The sequence below is a fragment of the Neobacillus bataviensis genome, from assembly GCF_019969725.1.
Window position 1 is genome coordinate 375,976 of record NZ_JAHXYW010000005.1, and the last position, 21,426, is coordinate 397,401.

Annotated in this window: 19 protein-coding genes and 1 riboswitch; of the genes, 3 read left to right on the top strand and 16 right to left on the bottom strand. The window is 40.9% G+C overall.

Features of this window, described 5'->3' with window-relative positions; genetic code table 11:
* Positions 1–2 precede the first annotated feature (2 nt).
* The 7 genes from LC455_RS15650 to LC455_RS15680 form a co-directional block, all read right to left on the bottom strand.
* Positions 3–1,028 (bottom strand): cytochrome d ubiquinol oxidase subunit II, encoded by a 1,026-nt coding sequence (locus tag LC455_RS15650; RefSeq protein WP_223592142.1) that lies wholly within the window; start codon positions 1,026–1,028, stop codon positions 3–5.
* Positions 1,025–2,371: a cytochrome ubiquinol oxidase subunit I gene (locus LC455_RS15655; RefSeq protein ID WP_223592144.1), complete on the bottom strand. Its 1,347-nt coding sequence runs from the start codon at positions 2,369–2,371 to the stop codon at positions 1,025–1,027. The genes LC455_RS15650 and LC455_RS15655 overlap by 4 nt, the downstream gene beginning before the upstream one ends.
* Before the next feature lie 184 nt (positions 2,372–2,555).
* Positions 2,556–3,155, bottom strand: a complete 600-nt coding sequence (locus LC455_RS15660) for an undecaprenyl-diphosphatase (RefSeq protein WP_223592145.1) — start codon at positions 3,153–3,155, stop codon at positions 2,556–2,558.
* A gap of 82 nt (positions 3,156–3,237) precedes the next feature.
* A complete protein-coding gene (locus tag LC455_RS15665; RefSeq protein ID WP_223592147.1) occupies positions 3,238–4,590 on the bottom strand; it encodes a sensor histidine kinase in 1,353 nt (450 codons plus the stop codon).
* A 4-nt stretch (positions 4,591–4,594) separates the two neighbouring features.
* A complete protein-coding gene (locus LC455_RS15670) occupies positions 4,595–5,293 on the bottom strand; it encodes a response regulator transcription factor (RefSeq protein WP_223592148.1) in 699 nt (232 codons plus the stop codon).
* A 118-nt stretch (positions 5,294–5,411) separates the two neighbouring features.
* Positions 5,412–6,011 carry a putative ABC transporter permease gene (locus tag LC455_RS15675; RefSeq protein WP_223592150.1) on the bottom strand — a complete coding sequence of 200 codons (600 nt, stop codon included), beginning with the start codon at positions 6,009–6,011 and terminating at the stop codon, positions 5,412–5,414.
* Positions 6,012–6,171: 160 nt separating this feature from the next.
* Positions 6,172–7,350: a YhgE/Pip domain-containing protein gene (locus LC455_RS15680; protein ID WP_223592271.1), complete on the bottom strand. Its 1,179-nt coding sequence runs from the start codon at positions 7,348–7,350 to the stop codon at positions 6,172–6,174.
* 174 nt (positions 7,351–7,524) lie between these two features.
* Between LC455_RS15680 and LC455_RS15685 the strand changes: the two genes are divergently transcribed.
* From LC455_RS15685 to LC455_RS15695, 3 genes are all read left to right on the top strand, one after another.
* Positions 7,525–8,130, top strand: coding sequence for a TetR/AcrR family transcriptional regulator (locus tag LC455_RS15685; protein WP_223592151.1), 606 nt, complete (start codon positions 7,525–7,527; stop codon positions 8,128–8,130).
* A gap of 149 nt (positions 8,131–8,279) precedes the next feature.
* Positions 8,280–9,005 carry an ABC transporter ATP-binding protein gene (locus tag LC455_RS15690; protein WP_223592152.1) on the top strand — a complete coding sequence of 242 codons (726 nt, stop codon included), beginning with the start codon at positions 8,280–8,282 and terminating at the stop codon, positions 9,003–9,005.
* Positions 9,002–10,057: an ABC transporter permease gene (locus LC455_RS15695; protein ID WP_223592153.1), complete on the top strand. Its 1,056-nt coding sequence runs from the start codon at positions 9,002–9,004 to the stop codon at positions 10,055–10,057. The genes LC455_RS15690 and LC455_RS15695 overlap by 4 nt, the downstream gene beginning before the upstream one ends.
* A 43-nt stretch (positions 10,058–10,100) precedes the next feature.
* Here LC455_RS15695 and LC455_RS15700 read toward each other — a convergent pair whose 3' ends face one another.
* The 9 genes from LC455_RS15700 to LC455_RS15740 form a co-directional block, all read right to left on the bottom strand.
* Entirely contained in the window at positions 10,101–10,694 is a 594-nt protein-coding gene (locus LC455_RS15700; protein WP_223592154.1) for an NADPH-dependent FMN reductase, read from the bottom strand.
* Positions 10,695–10,946: 252 nt separating this feature from the next.
* The gene (locus LC455_RS15705; RefSeq protein WP_223592155.1) at positions 10,947–12,857 is read right to left on the bottom strand and encodes an APC family permease; all 1,911 of its coding nucleotides are present in this window, start codon (positions 12,855–12,857) and stop codon (positions 10,947–10,949) included.
* Positions 12,858–12,997: 140 nt separating this feature from the next.
* Positions 12,998–13,138, bottom strand: a riboswitch (cyclic di-AMP (ydaO/yuaA leader).
* A gap of 208 nt (positions 13,139–13,346) precedes the next feature.
* Entirely contained in the window at positions 13,347–14,540 is a 1,194-nt protein-coding gene (locus LC455_RS15710) for a PDZ domain-containing protein (RefSeq protein ID WP_223592156.1), read from the bottom strand.
* 346 nt (positions 14,541–14,886) lie between these two features.
* On the bottom strand, positions 14,887–16,341 hold the full coding sequence (locus tag LC455_RS15715) for a S41 family peptidase (protein WP_223592157.1): 1,455 nt from the start codon (positions 16,339–16,341) through the stop codon (positions 14,887–14,889).
* A gap of 187 nt (positions 16,342–16,528) precedes the next feature.
* The gene (locus tag LC455_RS15720; protein ID WP_223592158.1) at positions 16,529–17,815 is read right to left on the bottom strand and encodes a murein hydrolase activator EnvC family protein; all 1,287 of its coding nucleotides are present in this window, start codon (positions 17,813–17,815) and stop codon (positions 16,529–16,531) included.
* A 194-nt stretch (positions 17,816–18,009) separates the two neighbouring features.
* Positions 18,010–18,903, bottom strand: coding sequence for a permease-like cell division protein FtsX (ftsX, locus tag LC455_RS15725; RefSeq protein WP_223592160.1), 894 nt, complete (start codon positions 18,901–18,903; stop codon positions 18,010–18,012).
* Positions 18,893–19,579, bottom strand: coding sequence for a cell division ATP-binding protein FtsE (ftsE, locus tag LC455_RS15730; protein ID WP_223592162.1), 687 nt, complete (start codon positions 19,577–19,579; stop codon positions 18,893–18,895). The genes ftsX and ftsE overlap by 11 nt, the downstream gene beginning before the upstream one ends.
* 459 nt (positions 19,580–20,038) lie before the next feature.
* Positions 20,039–20,365 (bottom strand): cytochrome c551, encoded by a 327-nt coding sequence (cccB, locus tag LC455_RS15735; protein ID WP_223592163.1) that lies wholly within the window; start codon positions 20,363–20,365, stop codon positions 20,039–20,041.
* A 53-nt stretch (positions 20,366–20,418) separates the two neighbouring features.
* Complete coding sequence (locus LC455_RS15740) at positions 20,419–21,285, bottom strand: YitT family protein (protein ID WP_223592164.1); 867 nt, start codon at positions 21,283–21,285, stop codon at positions 20,419–20,421.
* Between the last annotated feature and the right edge of the window lie 141 nt (positions 21,286–21,426).

Consider the following 21,426-nt stretch of genomic DNA (forward strand, 5'->3'; position numbering starts at 1 on the left):
CCTCACGCATGATCATCCCGTTTCCCTTGTACATACTCTTTGTTAAACAAAAACAGTTTCAAAAGCAGGTACAACGACGGCAAAAGTAATCCCAATCCAGCAACAAATGCTATAACTAAGGCAATCGCCATCGATTCATTTGTGAAGCTGTCATAAATGGTCAAATACGGATACATTAAATAAGGATAATGTGACATCCCATAGGCTAAAAATGCGGAAGTAAATTGACCGACCATTAACCAGAAGGCTAATCCATAGGCCTGCCGTTTCCAAATGAAATAAACCGAACCGGCGAAGAAAATAACAGAGAGAGCGAAAAGCCACCATAGGCTGATCAATCCCTTATAATGTTCAGGATTATGAGTCCGCATTTCCACGATAATCCCCGCGGCGGTAATAATCGCGGGTCCCGCCCAGATTAACGCATATTTCCGCAGCAGGTTTGTGGCCTCCCCGTCCTTGGCCTTATGGGCATACCATGTCAAAAATACCGCTGAAATATACAAAACGGCTGTCAGGCTGAGCACCACAATACTCCATGATAATGGGCTCGTGAACAAGCTCCAATAATCAAGGACCGGCCGCGCTTCCTCCATTCTTACAAAGCCGCCCTCGGAGATCGTCAAAACAATCGATAAAGAGGCGGGAATAAATAATCCGGTCAGGCCATACAAAATGGTGTACCTTTTATGTTTGAGTCCCCCGTAGGTGGAAAACGCATAATACGAGCCGCGAATCGCCAGCAGAACGATCGCAATGCTGGCTGGCACCAACAAGGTTGAACCGTAATAGAAAGCTGTTTTTGGAAAAAAACCGACAATCCCGACAAAGAAAAACACTAAAAAAACATTGGTCACTTCCCAAACTGGTGATAAATAACGCTGGATGACCTTGGTCAAAATATGCTGCTTGCCTGTGACCGTACTAAAGGCGTTAAAAAAGCCTGCGCCAAAATCAATCGAAGCCACGATAATATAACCAAAGAGAAACATCCCCAACACGGTGATTCCAAGAATTTCAAGCGTCATACCTGCTCACCTGCCTTCAAGGAAGCTCGATCAGCCAATTCCTGTTCTACCGTATTTTTGCGGAACATCCTTAGCAATACGACTACGCTGCCAATTCCCAATATCAAATATAGTCCAGCAAACAATAGCAGCATGAGATCGACCTGACCACTTGAGGTTGCCGCCTCTTTTGTCCGCATAATCCCACGCAAAATCCATGGCTGCCGCCCCACTTCATCAAGCCACCAGCCCGTTTCAATCGCCAGAACTGAAAGCGGACCGCCAAGTATAAGGAGCCAGCGGAACCATTTCGAAAAAATAAACTGCCACCTAAGCCAAGTCCCCAGTAAATAGATCAATGATAAACCAGTCAGCACCATTCCAATCGTCACCATAGCATCAAACAAATAATGAATATAAAGCGGCGGCACCTCATCTTTAGGAAACTGATCCAGGCCAATCACTTCTGCCTTCGGAAGATCTCTAGCTAAAATACTGAGTGCATATGGCACTTTTATCGCATATTTTACTTTGCCATTATCAAGGACTCCAAACAAAATAAGCGGGGCTCCCTCCTCCGTTTCAAAGTGCCATTCGGCAGCGGCTAATTTTTCAGGCTGATACTCTGCTAAATATTTTCCAGAAAAATCGCCAATTAAAGCGGATGCTACTGAAAAAACAAACCCAAGTTTTAAGGTTAAAAATAACGCTTTTTTATGGTACAAATGATCGGAACCTTTCAGCAGACGGGAGGCGCCGATAGAAGCAAGCACGAACGCCGAGGTCATATAGGCTGTTACCAGCACATGTGCAACCTTTGTCGGCATCGCAGGATTGAACATCGCAACGATTGGGCTGACATTGACAAGCTGTCCGCCCACGATATCAAACCCCTGTGGTGCATTCATAAAGGCATTGACAATGGTAATAAAAACGGCGGAAAAAGATGCCCCGATGGCAACAGGAATCAACAGCAAGAGATGCTTTTTCTGATTCTCAAACCGGTCCCATGTATAGATATAAATGCCTAAGAAGATGGCTTCAAAGAAAAACGCAAAGGTTTCCATAAATAAAGGCAGGGCGATGACGTTGCCCGCCAGCTCCATAAAATGCGGCCACAATAGGGAAAGCTGGAGCCCAATCGCGGTTCCAGTTACAACTCCAACAGCTACGGAAATAACAAAACCGCGCGTCCATCGTCTTGCTAATAATATGTAATGTTCATCCTGTTTTTTTATCCCGACCCATTGAGCAATCATAATCATTAGCGGGATTCCGACTCCAATGGTTGCGTAGATAATATGAAAGGATAACGTTAATTCTGTGAGTATTCGGCTTAATAGAACTGAGTCTTCATTTCCCATTTCACAATTTCCTTTCTTAGCCTGAAAAAATCCTTCCTATTATGGATAGGCCCAAAATAGCAGCGAAAATAAAAGCCAGTAGACTTAGCCTTTGTTCTTGTTTTTTGTAAATAAAAAGTCCCCCTTTTGCGGCTCTTTGTTTATCTTTTCCAATATTTATGTAATTAACAAAAAAAGAAGACCATCAATTGGCCTTCTTTTTTGTCCATAGACTGTTTTCTATTTTCTCATAGAATTCAATTAGTAAATTCATAACTCTGTTTAGTTTCTTAATACGACGCAATAGGTTATGGACTGCAAACGCTGTGCTGGCTCCAATGATCATGCCACCTGTTACATCCAGAGGATAATGGACCCCTGTCCACACCCGGGATAAGGCAATACCTGATGATAAAATCAGCCACAGCCAGCCATCTCTTTTTCGCCAAATCCAGACAGCAGTCGCAATCACGAAGGACGCCGTGGCATGGTCGCTAGGAAACGAGGCATTTTTCACATGGGGAATCAGCCAGTTTACATGATGACTGACAAAAGGACGGTCCCGGTAAAAAAAGTGACCAATCAGTACGTTCATCCCCAAGGCAACACATGCGGCCACAATGGCTTCTGCCACCATTCTTCGATTTTGTGTTCGATTCCGAGGGAAAAACCAATAAAAAATGATTCCGGCAAAGAATAAATACTCTGCTTTTTCCGCTAAAAACATCATGAATGGATTTAAAACTCGCTCACTTACCGCGAGATGATTTATGAATTGAAAGGCTTCATAGTCAAAATGAAACATGATTGTGACCTCCTTTAATTGGCACGAATCTAACTATAAAGCCACAAGCTGAATTTTGACTTAAGGTTTTATTAAAAATGAATTAAGATTTCGGCAAAATCAATTCAACTTCTGTTCCCATACCTTCGGAACTTTTCACTTTAATTTCCCCGTGATGCTGTTTCATGATATTTTTGGCAATCGCAAGGCCAAGTCCTGTTCCACCAGTCTCACGACTCCGGGCCTTGTCCACCCGGTAAAACCGTTCGAAGATATTATCCATTTCATACTCCGGTATCCCAATCCCATAATCCTTCACCTTAATCAAGGTAAATTGATCGGTTTCTGTTAGATAAACATCTATTTTATCTGTACTGTATTTGATAGCATTATCTATTAAAATAATAATCGCCTGTTTCAGCTTGAGTTCATCCGCAGTGGTGGAAATGGCATTATCCTGGTAATGAAGGTCAATTTCGCGCTTATATGCACTTGCAATTTGTTTGAGAATATTCCCACAAAAATGGACTAAATTGATTTCTTTCATTTCTAAAAGATTGCCTGACTCAGTATCGGCTAAATCGAGGAATCTTTCCGTCATTTTTTGAATCCTTGTTGCTTCCGAATGGATTGATTCAATGGCATCACGGGCAACCTCTTCATTTTGCAATCCACGTCTCAACAATAAATCGGCATAGCTTTTGATCACGGTCAGCGGGGTTTTAAGTTCATGTGAGGCATCTGAAATGAATTGCCTTTGTTTTTCAAGATTGTCCTCTAATCTTCCTATCATTCGATTGAACGTGACGGCCATTTTTTGCAGCTCATCCTTCGTTTCATGCTGGATGACGATTTTTTTGGGAATCCCGCTTTGTTCAATATCTTCCATCGTATTAATCATATTGGAGATCGGTCTCATAATCAGATTCGAAAGCCATCTGCCGCCAAGCAGCGCTAAAAGCGCACCTAAAAACGTACAAAAACCTAAAATCGATAGGAGGACGTCTTTCGCTAATTCTAGTCCTGATAATTTTTCTCCGACTTCAAGTGTTCCTCTTCCAGATGGTATTGGCACCCTGACAATTAAGATTTGTTCCTCCTTATCGTTTCGTCTTATCGTCCTTCGTTCCGTCTCCTTTTTGCTGACGAATTTCGGTTTTATTTTTCTGGCCAAGAACTTATCATTTGTTGCCTGATAGGCAATTTGGGAATCGGGCTTTATCGTTCTAATAAAAGAATGGTTGGTTAAATAAGGGGTGAAGATACTCTTCAACTCGGAAGGGTATTCACCTATTTCCATTTCCTTTAACAAATTATTTGCTTTTTGAAGCAGTTCATTGTTCTCCATATTGACTGTTATTTTCATAAAAGAAAAAAAGACAATCGCATTTACTGCTAGTAGGACACAGAGGATCCATGCGGTCGTCATCAAATTAATTTTCGTTGTAATCTTCATTTTGTTAATTCTCCCTTACGGTGTACCCTATTCCTCTAACAGTCTGAATAATCGTTGGATCCGAAAAGCCTTCCTCTATTTTTTTTCTTAAATGTCTGATAAACACATCAATGACATTGGTTTCTCCTTCGTATTCGTATTCCCATACATTAACTAAGATATTTTCCCTTGTGACGACTCTATTTTTATTTGACAATAAATAGACGAGTAAATCGAATTCCTTTGGTGTTAAAGTAATAGAAGTTTCGCCCCGTGTTACCTCTCTCGTATCAAGATTGACGGTTAAATCCTTAAAGGATAAAAGGGGATTTTCCGGCTGTGCAGCTTTAGCAGCAAGGGAATTCTGCCTTAGGCATGACCGAACTCTTGCCAGTAATTCCTCGATTTCAAAGGGTTTTGTAATATAATCGTTCGCTCCTTGATCGAGCCCTGCAACTTTATCCATCGTCATGTTTCTGGCGGTTAATAAAATGACCGGAAGCATGGTATTTTCTTTCCGAATTCTTCTTAGGACCTCTATGCCATTCAGTTCTGGCAGCATGACATCCAGTAAGATCAAATCTAGTTTATCATTCTGGGCCGCCTGCAAGCCTGCCTTTCCATCATAGGCAACGACGACCTCATACCCTTCATACTCGAGTTCGAGCTTTAAGATCTTAGCGATTTGCTTTTCATCCTCTACAACCAAAATGCGCTGTTTCATAGAATCCCTTCTTTTTTCGAAATGACCTGTAAATTGCTCCCCTACAATTTAGCACTTTTTTCTCTTATATTTCATTTTTTCATTGAATTTTAATCAAACATTAAAAAACTCCCTCTATTTAATCAGAAGGAGTTTTCAGGGTGTCAGACACTCTATCAAATTCTTGCAAGGAATGCCGTCTTATCGATAATGCGAGATCGGCAAGGAAGTAGAGGCCCACTGCGCCCCAAATCCAAGCCCAATAGGGTTCAAAGATTCCATATACAGTGACAACCAAGGGATGAATCCCTTTTAAGCAAAGAAACGACAGCACTACCCAGCAGACCGAGAAAGGCAGACAAATATGGCCATGGAGCTGGAGCGGGGTATCGGAGTAATCCCACCACTGCCGCTTGAAGAATTTCAACAGCAGCGCACCGGTCAAGTACTCTACTAAGGTTGGAATAACAAAGCATAGCAGCAGGGCAACTCCCCAATGTGTTTCTGGCCGAATTAAATAAACTAATAGCACAGGTGCTAACCCATACATGGGTTTAAATGGCCCATATAAAAAGTTCTCTTTTAAAAAGCGTTTTTTTGTTAGAAAGTTATAACTGTTCTCCAGCAGCCAGCCTAATAGTGCGTAGACCGTAAAATAAAATAAGATGGCCGCAGCACCTTCGATATTAAAAATCCCGGGATTTTGAACCTCGAAACCATTCAATAAGCTAATTATCATGGCTAAATCACCTTCCATGGATAAGAATTTTCCCACTTTAGGATTAGCCGTAGAAATTTCAAATATGCACAAAAAATTCCAGTTTTCATTTTAAATGTACTAACCTTATTAAAAAAGAGCCACTGGGGCTTTTCTATTCTAATCCTGAAGATTTTTTATTTCAGGAATTGAGGTCAATTTGTGTTTCGGTTCCCATTTTAACTCCTGGCTTTGCAACTGAAGTAAAAATAACCATCATACTTACCAACCCAATCCATACTAAAACAGAAGTCGGGTGGTTCCAGCTTATACCTTTGCTAAAGAAGAATAATTCACGAAGTCCGTCGACCATGAAGCGCATTGGGAGCCACGAATGGATCCAGTCACGATAAAACGAAGGCATAAATTCCGGAGCCATCGCTAGCAGCGGTCCGCCGAAGAATAGAATCAGAACAAAGATTGGAATCCCCTTAATACCCGTCCATGATAGAACAGCTGATATCATTAAGAAAAAGCTGAAACAAGTGAGTGATAAGAATAATGCAATATCACCGAATTGAGGAATATCAACACCGATTTTATCCGCCATCCACGTTAATCCAAAGCCGGCAACAAGGGCAATAACTGCCCCCATCAGTATTTGAGCAACGAGGGCAGCGAGTTTTTCCTTCCGATTTGCAAAAGGTAATTTACTTACCATTAGAAAAAGGATAGCAGCCCCTGCGATACTTGCCATCCAGAGCGGCTGGAATAAGGAGACTGGAGCATTACCATTCATGCTCGCCGTCCCTACTTCATTGACATTCGTTACTTTCTTTGTAATCGGTGATACTAACGCTGCGGCTTGTTTCGTGGTCACAGTACCACCTTGTTTTTCAAAACCCGCAAGTAACTGAGTTCGGACATTATTATTGATATTGTCGACCATTCCGTTTAACACATTGCTTACCATCGTCGATGCAATCGTGTTCATCCCTTGATTGACCAATATCTTCATTTCCGGTGAAGTTGGTGAAGGGCCCATTAAGGATGCTTGTTTCTGTGAGAAATCCTTAGGAATGACGAGCGCTCCGTAATACTCACGGTTGTTTAATCCCTTCTTTGCTTCCTCATTGCTTTTTATAAAAATAAACTTAATGGGCGAATCTTTTTCAGTTTTTGCCTGAATCATTTCAGTAATCGTTTTTCCCATATTCAAATGGCCCTGATTCGGAATTTCTACGCCTTGGTCCTCGTTGACAAAGGCAATTGGTACGTTTTTCGGAGTGGGCTTTACCGATGGCACAAGTGTTAGGCCAAATATAAGCACCACGATTAAAACAATAACAGGCGATAAAATGGCCAATTTATTTTTAAACAAATTCATAATTGAGTACTCCTCCTTTATTAAACAAGCTGTTGATTATTGTTCACACTGTTAATTATAATGGGTCTATCAGGTATAGCAATAAACAATATTGGTCGCAATGTCGAGTAATTAACAGAAATGAATAGCATGTTGATTTTCAAAAAAAATTTTCTGGAGGGCTAAAAAATGTCCGATAAAGTAGCAGATAGACGAGTCATCCGCACCAAACGAATGATTCGTGATGCTCTCACTGAGTTAATGGAGGAAAAAGGCTTTGAAGGGATTACGGTACGCGATTTAACGGAAAAGGCGAGTATTAACCGCGGCACCTTTTATTTGCATTACCGGGATAAATACGATCTCCTAGAGCAAAGTGAAGAAGAGATTATTTCAGGAATTAGGCAGCTAGTAAATAACATCAAGCCAAAAGAGGCGGTAAGCTTTACCAGTCAAGACGAACCTTTTCCCATCATCTTGAAGCTTTTTGAATACTTCCAAGAAAATGCGAGTTTCATGAAGGTCATTTTAGGGCCAAAGGGGGACGCCGCCTTTCAGGGGAAAATGAAGGAATTAATTAAAAAAACCTTTTTTCAAAAAATAGCGGAAGATCTAAAAATCGAAGAAATGCTCGTTCCAGTCGATTATTTGATTTCCTATGTCAGTTCCGCCCACCTTGGAGTCATTCAGCATTGGCTGCAAAGCGGAATGGAAAAATCACCCAGGGAAATGACCTTAATTTTAACAAAAATGACCCTTTATGGGCCGGGACATGTGGCAGGGCTAAAAAAATAAGGTAATCGCCATCTTTTCGAATCTAACCAGTAACAATGAACACTTTCCTCATTATTGTTCATTGTAATTCCACACATGGCATTTTAATATTAAGGTATAGATGGTCAACACAGTGTTCATTACAGTGTTTGATTAGGAGGCGGTTTTTGATGGATTCAACCATTAAAGTGGAGCAGGTTAGCAAGAGCTTCGGAAAAAAGCCCGTTTTAAATGACGTCAATTTGACGATTGAGAAGGGGCAATTATACGGTCTAATCGGTCCATCGGGGGCAGGGAAAACCACATTAGTTAAAATGATCGTTGGCATGGAAAAAGCGGATGCCGGATCGATTCATGTATTAGATGTACGGATGCCAAATCTTGCCCTTCTTCAGGAAATTGGTTACATGGCGCAATCCGATGCCTTGTATGTAGAGCTTACTGGGGAGGAAAATCTTAAATTTTTTGCTTCTTTATATAAGCTTAATAAAGAAGAGCAGAAGAAGCGAATTGCTTATGCTGCGGACTTAGTCAACCTGACGGGTGATCTCAAGAAACGGGTGGCTGCTTATTCTGGCGGGATGAAGCGTCGGCTTTCCCTGGCGATAGCGCTCATCCAAGATCCGAAAATTTTAATCTTAGATGAGCCTACCGTTGGGATTGATCCCGAATTGAAGTTGTCGATTTGGAATGAATTATTACGCTTAAAAAATGAGGATGAAAAAACTATTATTGTGACCACCCACGTGATGGATGAGGCGGTTAAATGTGATTATATCGCCATGGTTCGCGACGGCCGCATTTTAACAAGCGGTACGCCAAGTGAGTTAAAGGCATTATACGGTACGGATGATTTCGATGAAGTGTTCCGGAAAGCCGGGGTGAAACAATCATGAGAACGATGGCGCTAATCAAAAGAATCATAAAGCAAATGGTTCGTGACAAACGAACATTAGCCTTAATGTTTGTTGCTCCTTTGTTGATTTTGACCTTGATGTACTTTTTATTTAATGGGAATACAGTTGAACCGAAATTAGGCGTATCAGGTGTGGATACCAATCTAGTAAAAGCTCTAAAGAATGCCGATATAAAGGTAAAGGAATATGAGAATGTAACAAAAAATACAGTGGTGGATGATGATCTGAACGGGCTGCTGGTTCAGGAAGAAGGACAAATGAAATTGACACTTCAAAATGATGATCCTACGTCAGCTAGAGGTTTGCAGGCAAAGGTTAATCAAACGATAGCTGCCCTTGCTCAAGCAAAACTGTTGCAGCAAAACCCAGCGCTATCCAATTTGATGCCGCCAAAAATGGAAACAAATTATGTTTATGGAAATAAGGATACGGTCTTTTTTGATGTGTTAAGCCCGATTTTAGTTGGATTCTTTGTCTTCTTCTTTGTATTCATCATTTCAGGAATTGGTTTATTGCGCGAGCGGACGACCGGAACCTTGGAACGGCTATTGTCGACTCCGATTCGCAGGGGAGAAATTGTTACCGCCTACCTTGCAGGGTATGGCATGTTTGCGGTGATTCAAACATGTATTGTCGTTTTTTATGCGATTAATGTTTTGGATATCGTGCTGGTCGGATCGATTTGGAATGTCCTCTTGATTAATCTGCTGTTAGCATTGGTCGCTCTTTCTTTAGGAACCTTGTTATCAACTTTTGCTGCCTCCGAATTTCAAATGATGCAGTTTATCCCCATCGCGGTTGTTCCACAAATCTTTTTTGCCGGGATATTCCCGCTTGAAGGAATGGCCGATTGGCTGCAGGTGATTGCAAAGCTGTTCCCCATGTTTTATGCCGGGGACGCTTTAAGGGGCGTTATGTATAAGGGATTCAGTTTTAGTGAAATCAGCGGTGATCTCTTGGCTTTGGTCATTTTCGCATTGATTTTTGTCATTTTAAATATCTTATCTATGAAAAAATACCGGAAATTATAATAAAGAGAGGGGATGATTAATGTAATCATCCCCTCAAGGTTTTTTATCGGATTGTTTTTAATGCGCCGCTCCAAGAAACGACTTCGTCAAGCATAGCCGTCACATTTGTAAGGTGTAATTCAGCTGGCTTGAATTCACTTCCGTTTACGAAATCAGTGAATAATGACAATGTTGGATGTGTACGAACATCAGCCACTTTTAATTCTCCTAGGATGCCACGTAAGTGTTCAGCCGCACGCGCCCCTCCAGTTGATCCATAGCTGACGATTCCTGCAGCTTTGTTATTCCAAGCTTCACGAGCAAAATCAAGAGCATTTTTTAATGCACCTGTGATGCTATGGTTGTATTCTTGAACGATGAATACAAAACCATCAAGGTCAGCAAGCTTTTGGTTCCATGCAGCAATGCCTGGTTCAGAACCGTCAGTTGTGCCTAAGAATGGTAAATTGAAATCTGCGATATCGACGATTTCGTAATTAGCATCGCCGCGTTTGTCAGCAATTCCTTTAACCCATTCTCCTACTTGTGGACTTACACGGCCTTGGCGTGTGCTTCCTAAAATAATACCAATGTTTAATTTTTCCACAGTTTTTTCCTCCTCGGATGTTTTTCCAAATAATTTATCTAATAATCCCATTATTAGCACCACCTAAAAGCGAAAATCTCAAATTAAGATATTTTAATTTATCTCATCTCAAATTTAAATATCTTTAATTCAAAATAATAATATAATACATTTACCATTTTGTCAACCATTTTTATCTTATAACAATACTCGGGATTCGCAGTCAAAGAATCCAGTAAAATATTACTTTATATGCTGTTAAGGGTATTTAAAAAAATATAGGGCCGAATCACTGATGATGGATTCTGCCCTCTTATTGATAAGTTATTTTTTCAAATGATAAGGTACGGTGGAAATGACAACATCTTTATGCCTCATTAACCATAAACGAAGCAGTAATGCTGTTTGATTGTGCAATAAGTTATGCCACCATTTTTTAGGAATAAATTGAGGTATAACAATATGGATTTGAGCTTTATATTGTTCTTTTTCTTCAATAATATGAATTAACCTTGTTAGTGGTTCTAATATGGACCGATATTTACTTTTCAATGTAAGTAATCGGCAAGGTGTCCCCCACTCTTCCCACTTGGCTTCCATCCTTTTCATCGACTCATCGTCAAAGCCTACATATACGGCTAATAAATTCTCCTGGTCTAAACTTTTGGCAAAAGATAATGTATTTCGGATCACTCGATGAATTCCCGAAACAAGTACGATGGTTATGACTCTGTTCGTTTCAGGATGTTCCGTTTTAAGGTCTATTCTTAATTCGGCTGCAACAGCGTAATAATGTCGCTGCACATAAATGGAACCGAGAATAAACACAGGTAAAACAACTAAAACAACCCAAGCCCCGCTTGTAAATTTTGTGACTGCAAAAATGACCGCTACAATACTTGTGATACTAGCTCCAACAGTATTTATGGCTAATTTAATTTTCCAATGTGATCCCTTAACCCGTTTCCACCTTTTTACTAAGCCAAATTGGGCTACGGTAAAGGATAAGAAAACCCCAATTGCGTATAAAGGAATTAAAGCGTTCGTATGAGCGTGGAAGGCAAGAATTAGCAGGCTCGCTGTTGCAGCCAAAGCAATAATTCCATTTGAATATCCCAGCCTGTCTCCCCTATTTGTAAGTCCACGCGGTAAATAACCGTCGGCTGCTACGATGGCAGCTAGTTGCGAAAAACCTGTAAAGGTAGAATTGGCTGCCAGTAATAATACGATAAATGTAAACCAGATGATAATTTGATAGACAATCCCATGGCCAAAATAATACTGGGTTAATTGCGATAACATGGTATTATGAGGGTCAGGAGAAATACCTCTAACATACAAATGATACGCAAACCCTAGGAGGGTTACGGAGGTAATCGTCCCTAAGGCAATATACGTTTTGATTGCACTTTTTTGTTGCGGTTCCCTGAAAATTGGAACCGCATTTGAAATGGTCTCGATTCCTGTAAGGGCAGAACATGCGGAACTAAATGCCTTTAATAATAACAGGAGCGTCAATCCGTCAGGAACAGTTCCAAAATGCGGTGTGGCAGGTTGAACAAACCCATGATTAACCTCATCGATAAAACCAAATCCGATCAAAATCAACATACAGCCCATGAATCCCAAGGTTGGCCAGGCAAATATTTTAGCGGATTCTGCCACACCTCGAAGGTTGACAATTAATAAAATAAAAACACAAAAAATAGCAAGGACTGTTTCATAGGGAGCCACAACAGGATAGGCGGATGAGACTGCCTCCAGTGCAGCGGAAACCGAAACCGCCACGGTTAAGATATAATCCACCAGTAATGAACTAGATGCCACTAGAGATATCCAGCGTTGCTTAAAGTTATCCTTTGCAATCGCGTAAGCCCCTCCGCCATTTGGATAGGCAAGGATTCCCATAATATAGGAAACGATCAGGATGGCCAAAAGGATGATGGTCGAAATCGTAATCGGTATGATATACCATTTCGCTTCTGATCCTAAATTAATCAGTTCGGTAATCCCAGATTCGGGTCCGTAGGAAACAGAAGAATACAGATCCGCTGACAATATAGGAAGCGCAATATACCAAAGCAATTTATTGTGCTGGGCGTTTAATTCTGCTGTTCGCATCGGCCTGCCAATTAATATTCGTTTTACACTGCTGAAATTAGTGATGGAAAACCAAATTGCGATTAAAGCGATGGCGGCAAAAATAATTTCTAAGATCTGTGATGGATGTGTCACGGTAAAATCCCTTCTTTTTATGGAATAAATAAAGCGCCGCGGCCCAGCTTAGCAAAAAAAGGCATAATAAAAAGACCACATTTTTTCTTAAGAAGCTTTTTCTGCAAAACAAAAAAAGCCCCCTGAATTAGGCGGTCTTTGACCTCCTTCGCTTTAGCCGACGAAGTTAGCTGACGGGTAGGATGGCGAAAGAGTTTCTCATCCCTTCTGATTTCAGAATTAACCCCAAATAATTGGTTCCTCCGTTCCTGAGATTCCTCAGGATTAAGCCGATTTATTAAATTGATTTGAAGCAATTTTATTCCTTAATGATTTGTATGTAAATGATTAAATTTACTTAAAAAGGTCCGTAATCAGAGGAAATGATATAAAATATAATACTTTCCTTAATTATTCTAAGAAAAGCTCTATTTTTCTCTACACGCTAATCATTTTTTCACTTTTACCGGTTTACCTATAAAAAAAAGAGCTGCCGGAAGCAGCCCTTCTCTATCCAATTTTCTCATCATACTTACGTTCATCATGTACAAAAAGAATACCAAGCTCGTGGTGATCCCCCTCAAATAAAGCACGCTGAACGAAGCGAATTTCGCCATTTGTATCCAGTACATCGAGTTTGCAATGGGCACGATTCTTTTGCAGGGCTTCGTAAAACACTTTTTCATCAAGTACCTGTACTCCGTTGACTTTTGCAATGATTTCTCCGGCCTGAAGTCCCATTTTATCGGCAGGTGATTCCGGTATAATCCCGATAATCATCAGGCCTTGATTTTTTTTCGAAAAATAAAATGGCAGCCCTTCATCCTTTAAATAAGCAAGTAATGCTAAAGACTCACGGCCAATGATAGCAAGCGAAGCAACCACAATGGCTAAAAGCGGACTCCAATAGCCGGCAGTGGAAAGGATCGTAACCAGGCTTCCAAGGAAGATGACTCTCCGGCCATGTAGCTCAACAGCTTCTTTTGGAAGCATTCCTTTAATTTGTTGGTGAAAGCCAATCGCAAAAGGAACAAGGATAAGCGAAAATTCCTTCGCACCGATATGAAAGACTGGCCACCATTCGAATGGAAGATGAAGAGCATCACCTGGAATCAGCAAAAACATTGGGAGCATCCAGATTCGCTTCACTTCATGGACACCGATGCTTTGCCCCCGCTTGCTTTTAGATAGTTTTGGAGAGGTCCCCATAATGCCATTTTTAACAATCATCATCCCTTCCGCGATTAACAAAAGCCCCAATATAATGACCATGGAAGGATACACCTTATTACCAATGGAATGGAAAGCATCCGTAAACGGGGGAATGGACCAGTTATTTTCCGCAAACATAATGATGGCAAAAAAGGCTGAGCCTACCGTATAGGCTGGTGAAACCCAGCGAACATTTGTTGTAAGAGACCACAAAAACGTAAAACCAGCGATTAGCAAGATTGCAGCAAAAGGAACGGCAATCCCTGCCGCGACTACAATAATGGAAAGCACAAGGCCAATTAAAAGGCCAGTTGGAAACAACTGCCGAAGTTCGAAATAAGCATCATATGCCCGAATATGGAAATTTTTCCTTTCACGTTTCACCCTCATGACGCCTAAAATCCCTGCAAGGAAAACGAGATAGTATAAAACAGGATTAAGAAATAACTTGCCTGTCCCTTTAAGAAGCTCTACAAGCCATATTTGCACCAATTCCTGTCACCTGCCTCTATTAAATTTCTAGCATTCTAGTAAAAAAATCTCTTAAAGATTATTTTACCAAATAACAACCATAAAACATATTGCTAGTTTCTAGAAAAATGAAAAAATGTCTTTCTTACTAATTTCGCCAAGCCTACTTGTGTCTTTGCGAGCATCTGTCCCTAATTGTCGCGGACTTTTGCCGGAATTCCGCAGATTTTAAGATTAATTCCACGCACTCGGCTGCTATTTCCGCGGAAATTCTCGATAATTCTGCAAAAAAAGCAGTTTATTCCGCGAATCCACTTAGATATTAGTAAAAAATGACAAAAAAACAGAGGCCAAAAGCCCCTGTTTCCTATTTTGTAATCAACCTTAACGCCGTCTGAAGCTGGAGGTCATTTTTCTCCTTTTTCATTTCTTTAATGGCAATTTCCTCCAGTTTAGCAGCAGTTTTACTGTCAATTTTTCCTGTTGGTGTCAGATTATATTGCTGTTGGAATCCTTTTACTGCAATTTTTGTTTCGGAACTAAAGTATCCGTCTGTCCGGCCTGGAGCAAATCCAAGGGCGTCAAGAATTTCTTGGCCGCTCTTTACTTGCTCATTGTTCATGTCCTCCACAAGCGGCTTCTCAACCTGAAGCGGATGGGTTCCAAAAATGGCTGGCTGCTTGATGGCAACATCCGGTTTAATGCCTTTTTTATGAATCCAATTTCCATCTGGGGTCAGCCATTTAGCTAACGTTAATTTAATATTACTTCCATCCCCCATTGGTACAGCCTGCTGCACCGTTCCTTTGCCAAAGGTAGTTTCACCGACCAACTGGTAACCAGCGGCCTCCTTAAGGGATCCTGCCAAGATTTCCGAAGCTGATGCACTGCCCTTGTTTACCAAAACAATTACTGGATAATCCTTCTTTTGAGAAATAGTAGAGAAATACCGTCTCTTATCACCGTTTCGTTCCTGAATTTGCACATATGGCTTATCCTTCGGTACAAATTCTTTTAAGATTTCACCGACGCTCTCCAAAAATCCACCCGGATTTCCCCGGACATCGATAATCAGGCCTTTGATATGATCGTTCTCCAAAGCCTTTAAATCCTTTTTAAAATCCGCTGCTGTATCTTCTGAAAATGACGTCACTTCAATATAACCGACCTTTTTGCCATCTTGCTTTTTAACAGAAGCGTGGACGGTTTCAAGGGGAATTTCATCACGTTTCACTTCAATAGTAAGCGGTTCTTTTAATCCATTACGGGCTATCTCCAGCTTTACAGTGGTGCCCTTTTTGCCGCGAATTTTTAATGTCGCCTTATTTAGGTCAAGTCCTTCCACACTCTTGCCGTCTACCTTTAGAATTTGATCGTTCGGCTTAATGCCTGCTTTTTCAGCTGGGGAGTCTTTAAAAGGAGAGACGATAACAATTTTGCCATCCACCATGCCGACCTCAGCGCCGATTCCTTCAAAAGATGATTCTAACGATTGGGTGAATTGCTGGGCTGTCTCCTTATTCATATAAACCGAATAAGGGTCCTTTAAAACGGAAAGCATCCCTTGAATGGCCCCTTCAACCAGCTTGTCATTGTCTACTTTTTCAACGTATCGATTTGAAATCAACTCATAGGCTTGTTCGACCTTTCCCAGGTCGGCTGTTTCCGCTGCAGAATTTACGGCTTTATTTTTTGGAGATAATGCTTGCTCAAGGGCGGAGCTTGATTGTTTATTTTCAAAAAACTGCATTCCTGCATATGTGCCCCCCGCTCCCATGAGAAGCGAACCCGTCATTAACAGGGCAATCCATTTTCGATTCATTGAGATCCTCCTCAGCTAAAATGCCTATTTCCTATCTATTTTTATATAAAGGCATCATTTTCCTGCCCGATTATTAACATATATGAAAGATATGGACGAGTTATGAATAGAAATGTGGACGAACCATATGACGGATTAAAAAAGAATATAAAAAAAGAAGAAGCATCAAAGCTTCTCCTATTTATTATTATGGCAGTGGAACAATTCCTACTGGATTGATGGCATTATGCTTATCCTGTGTCCACGGACCTTTATGAAGTTCAAAGTGTAAGTGCTGTCCACGAGAATCACCAGTGTTACCCATGACACCGATTTGCTGGCCTTTCTTCACAACAGCTCCATTACCAACCATCCGAGAGCTCATATGGGCATAGACAGTGGTATAAACTTGTCCATTAATGGAGTGCGAAACGAAAATACAGTTTCCATAACTACTAGACAGATAGGATCGAATAACAACGCCGTCTGCCGCAGCCACAATTGGAACCTGCGTTCGATTGGCAATATCTACACCATAATGGAATTCTGAACCACGTCCGCCGAATCCGGAAGTGAATGTACCGACAGCTGGTTGCGTCCAATAGCCGCTAGATTTGTCTGGTACGGCTCCAGAACTCGCTCCGCCGCCGCTGTTTGAGCTTGAGCTTGAAGAGTTGTTTTTATTGGCCGCTGCCCGTGCTGCTGCCCGTGCTTGTTCTTCTTGTGCTAATTGAATGGCCTTTTGAACCGCTGCCTCTTGTGCTGCCAAGATTTCTTCCTGCTCTTTTAAATCCATTACATGTTCGTGTTCATCTTGTTCCTGCTCGACTAGACTGGCTAATAATTTATCTTTTTCCGCCTTTTGAGCAGCCAGCTGCTTGTTCAATTCTTCTAAGTTTGCCACCATGGTTTGCAGGCTGGCAAGGTCTTTTTCCACTTGTGCTTGCTTTGTTTCAAGTTCCTTTTTATCGGCTTCATGCTGCTTTAAAATATCCCGGTCCGCTTGCATGATGGTGGCGACTGCATTGGCACGGTCAATGAAATCACTAAAGCTTTCGGAGCCCATTAAAACATCGAGATAGTTGACCATTCCGCCATTTTCCTGATAGCTGCGCGCACGGTCCTTTAAGAGTACATTTCTCTTTTTAATTCGATCCTTTAAAACCTTTGTTTCTTCTTCAAGTTTAGTAATTTCAACTTTGGTTTTTTCTATTTTAGCTGTCTCATTATTAATCTTATTGGTTGCGTCTGTGATGGCATAGTCCAGACGCTTCATTTCGTCCTTTACGTCTGCCTGCTGATTTTGCAGGTTACTGATTTTATCATTTGCCGCATTTATTCCTGATTTCACATCGGAACGCTGCTCTTGGATTTTATTTTGGTCGCCTTTTAATTTAGAGATGGATTCTGCGTTTGTCTTTGCCGGAACTCCCGCAAAAATGGTTCCAAACCCCACTGCGGCAACGGTGGCGAGAGTTATAAATGTTTTCCTCATCTCGATTTCTCCTCCCATTTCTCTATGTACAGGTAAATCGTTCTTTATCTGTCTGTTTTTTAACGCGAAAAATCAGGAAGGACTAGGTAATGATCCCTCCCTGATGATTTTTAAACCTTGGGTCTTTTAAAATTAGTAGTTGATTTGCGCTCCAATCAACAGTGCTAAAAATCAACGATGGTCTTTTATACAGCCTAAACCTTTAAAAACTTCCTAACGGACATGACGCTTCCCCATACTCCTATCAATGCCCCCATTAAAATAAGGATGCCGGAAACCTGATAGACGAATGGATCAAATGGCAGAACTTTGATAAACGTTCCCTGAAGCTTCGGTCCGATATAGTCATAAGCACGATAGTAGGCAATTGCGATCAGGATGATCGGTAATATTGAACCAAGTATTCCAAGCCACAGTCCTTCAAGGAAGAATGGCCAGCGAATGAAATTATTGGTAGCCCCTACTAATCTCATAATCTTAATTTCTCTACGTCTAGCAATAATCGTAATTTTAATGGTGTTAGAGATTAAGAATATCGCAGTAAAGAATAAGCCGATAATCAATACAACCCCAACATTTCGGCTTGCCTTGATAAATTTAAATAATTTTTCAACCTTGCCCTGCCCGTATTTTACTTTTGCCACGAAATTGTCTTTTTCAATTTGTTTAGCAACCTTCATGGTATCTGTCGGCTTTTTCGTTTTTACGATAAATACATCGTTTAGCGGATTATCCTGTTCAAATAGCTTAAAGGCCTTTCCTTCTTCACCAAGGCTTTGCACTAAGTCTTTTAATTCTTGTTCCTTTGGCGAGAATTTGACACTTTTTACTTCAGGTATCTTTTCAATCTCACTTTTTAATGCTTGCTGATCTTGTTTGTTGGCAGCAACATCGATGTGAACGCGGATTTGCACGTCCTCTTCAATGGTCTCAGCCACTCTATTAAGATTCATCATAATAACGAAAAAGACGCCGACTAAAATTAATGTAACGGTAACGGCACTAACGGATGCAAAGGTCATCCAGCCATTTCTGCCAATGCTTTTTAAGCTTTCGCGGGCGTGACGGCCAATTGTTCTAATTTTCATAACCGTAATCACCTTTCTGCTCATCACGTACGATTTTTCCGCCTTCGATAGCGATCACGCGATGCCTTAATGTATTAACGATTTCCCTGTTATGGGTTGCCATCACAACTGTTGTTCCTCTTTCATTGATTTCTTCAAAAATCTTCATAATTTCCCATGACGTATCCGGATCCAGGTTTCCAGTAGGCTCGTCTGCAATAACCACTTTCGGTGAGTTGACGATAGAGCGAGCGATGGAAACACGCTGCTGCTCACCACCGGAAAGCTCGGAAGGCAGCATTTTAATCTTATGTTTTAAGTTCACAAGGTCAAGAACTTCCATAACTCGTTTTTTAATATATTTCGGCTGTGCCTCAATTACTTCTAAGGCAAACGCAACATTTTCATAGACTGTTAGAGTAGGAAGCAGCTTGAAGTCTTGGAAAACAACACCTAGATTCCGTCTGAAAAGCGGCACCTTATTCATTTTTAATTTTGCTAAGTTTACACCATTCATCATGATGGTTCCTGAGGTTGGTACCTCCTCCCGGTACATCATTTTAATGAAGGTGGATTTCCCGGCACCACTTGGGCCAACGACATAAACAAATTCGCCCTGGTTGATCCGGACATCTATTCCATTAACGGCCGTTACGCCGTTCGGGTACTTTTTATATACCTCTTGCAGTTCTATCATTTTATATCACCTAGTTTTAATATTATTTTAGAAAATTCGACAAAATTCTTCTTTTATTTTCAAAAACGGCCAAAATCCAAGACAATGTGTGCATAATTGCGCATGATATTATTATAACATCATAAATCGCCAAAAAAAGCGGTAAAAATATTACAGTTTCTTTTCAAAGAATACAAAATCCGCCATGAATATCTAATATTAATGCCTTTTTTTAAAAAAGACCTAGACGGTTTTGTCGATTTTTTTTGCTTGCATATTTATTCGGTAGGCAAGAAGGACTATTCATTTTATAGGGATTCGGGGATTTCGCGGAATTGTTGGTTTATTTCGCGGGTTTGCAATTTTATTCCGCGGAAATTAGAATTTATTTCGCCGATTACCTTAACAATTTCGCGAAAAATGCACATTTCAGATAAAATAAAAAAACGCTCTGGCGATTTCAGAACGTTTTTCAATCCTTTATTTTTTTTCTGCAAGCCATGCAGCTACGGTTTCAGCGTCATCGCCTTCCACTACGTTCGCTGGCATTCCGCCTGACTTACCATTTTTAAGAATGTCTAAAATTTCATCCTTAGAGTATTTAGATCCAATCTTAGTTAAGTCCGGACCCATTGCCCCTTTTAAATCCCCGCCATGGCAGCCTGAGCATTTTTGATCAACAATCTTTGCTGCCTCACCGCCAGAAGCAGTATCCTTGCCATTGTCATCGTCTGAGCCGCCGCCACACGCAGCAAGTCCCATTACTAAAGATGTCCCCATTAATAGCATTAGTAGCTTTTTTTTCATTATTTTTCCCCCTACAGAAAAAAATTCCATTACTATAATAGTATAAACTAGTACTAGGCCCGTTTGAAACCCTCACCTAGCACCTCTGCAGCATCCATAACAACGACAAATGCAGATGGATCAAGGGTTTTAACCAATTGTTTCAATTTTGTGAACTCCGATTGATCGACCACACACATTAACACGGGACGTTCATTATCAGTAAATCCCCCATGTGCAGAAAGCTTGGTCACTCCCCGGTCAACTTTTTTCAAAATACCTTCTCGTACTTCCTCCTGCTTATTGGTAATGATCATCGCCATTTTCGACCGGCCAAATCCAACTTGTATCAAGTCAATTGTTTTACTTGTCACATAGAGAGCGATTAAAGCATACAGCCCTTTTTCGATATCGAATACTATGGCAGCGCTCAGAACAATAATTCCATCAATCAAGACCACACATCTACCCAACGTAAATCCTGTGTATTTATTAATAATCTGGGCGGCTAGATCCGTTCCTCCAGTCGATGCTTTCCCTCTAAAAACAATGCCAAGACCGAGACCGACACCAATTCCGCCAAACAAAGCTCCAAGCAGCGCGTCATGTGTCCATGGTTCTAAATTTTTTGTAGCAAATACAACCATCGGAAGAAAAATCGTTCCAACTAAGGTTTTTACCCCAAATTGCTTTCCTAATAAAATAACCCCGGCAATAAACAGCGGAATATTAAATGCCCACTGTACATATGCCGGCTCCCAGCCAAAGACTGTTTTCAGAATCGTACTTATGCCGCTTACACCCCCAGAGGCGATTTGGTTTGGCAGCAGGAACAAATTAAAGGCAACCGCAATGATTGCAGAGCCGATTAAGACAAATACATAATCAATTGCCACTCTCGTTTTCGGATATGTATCGGTAATATTGCTTAAAATATTCATGATTGCTTTCTCCTCTAAAATTCATCATTTCACTAACCGAGAGTGAGTATAGCACGACCCAATTAGGCTGTAAATGGCATTGGGCTACCGCGATAAAGGATTAAAATTATCATTAGCATTTGCCAAAATTGTGATTTTAAT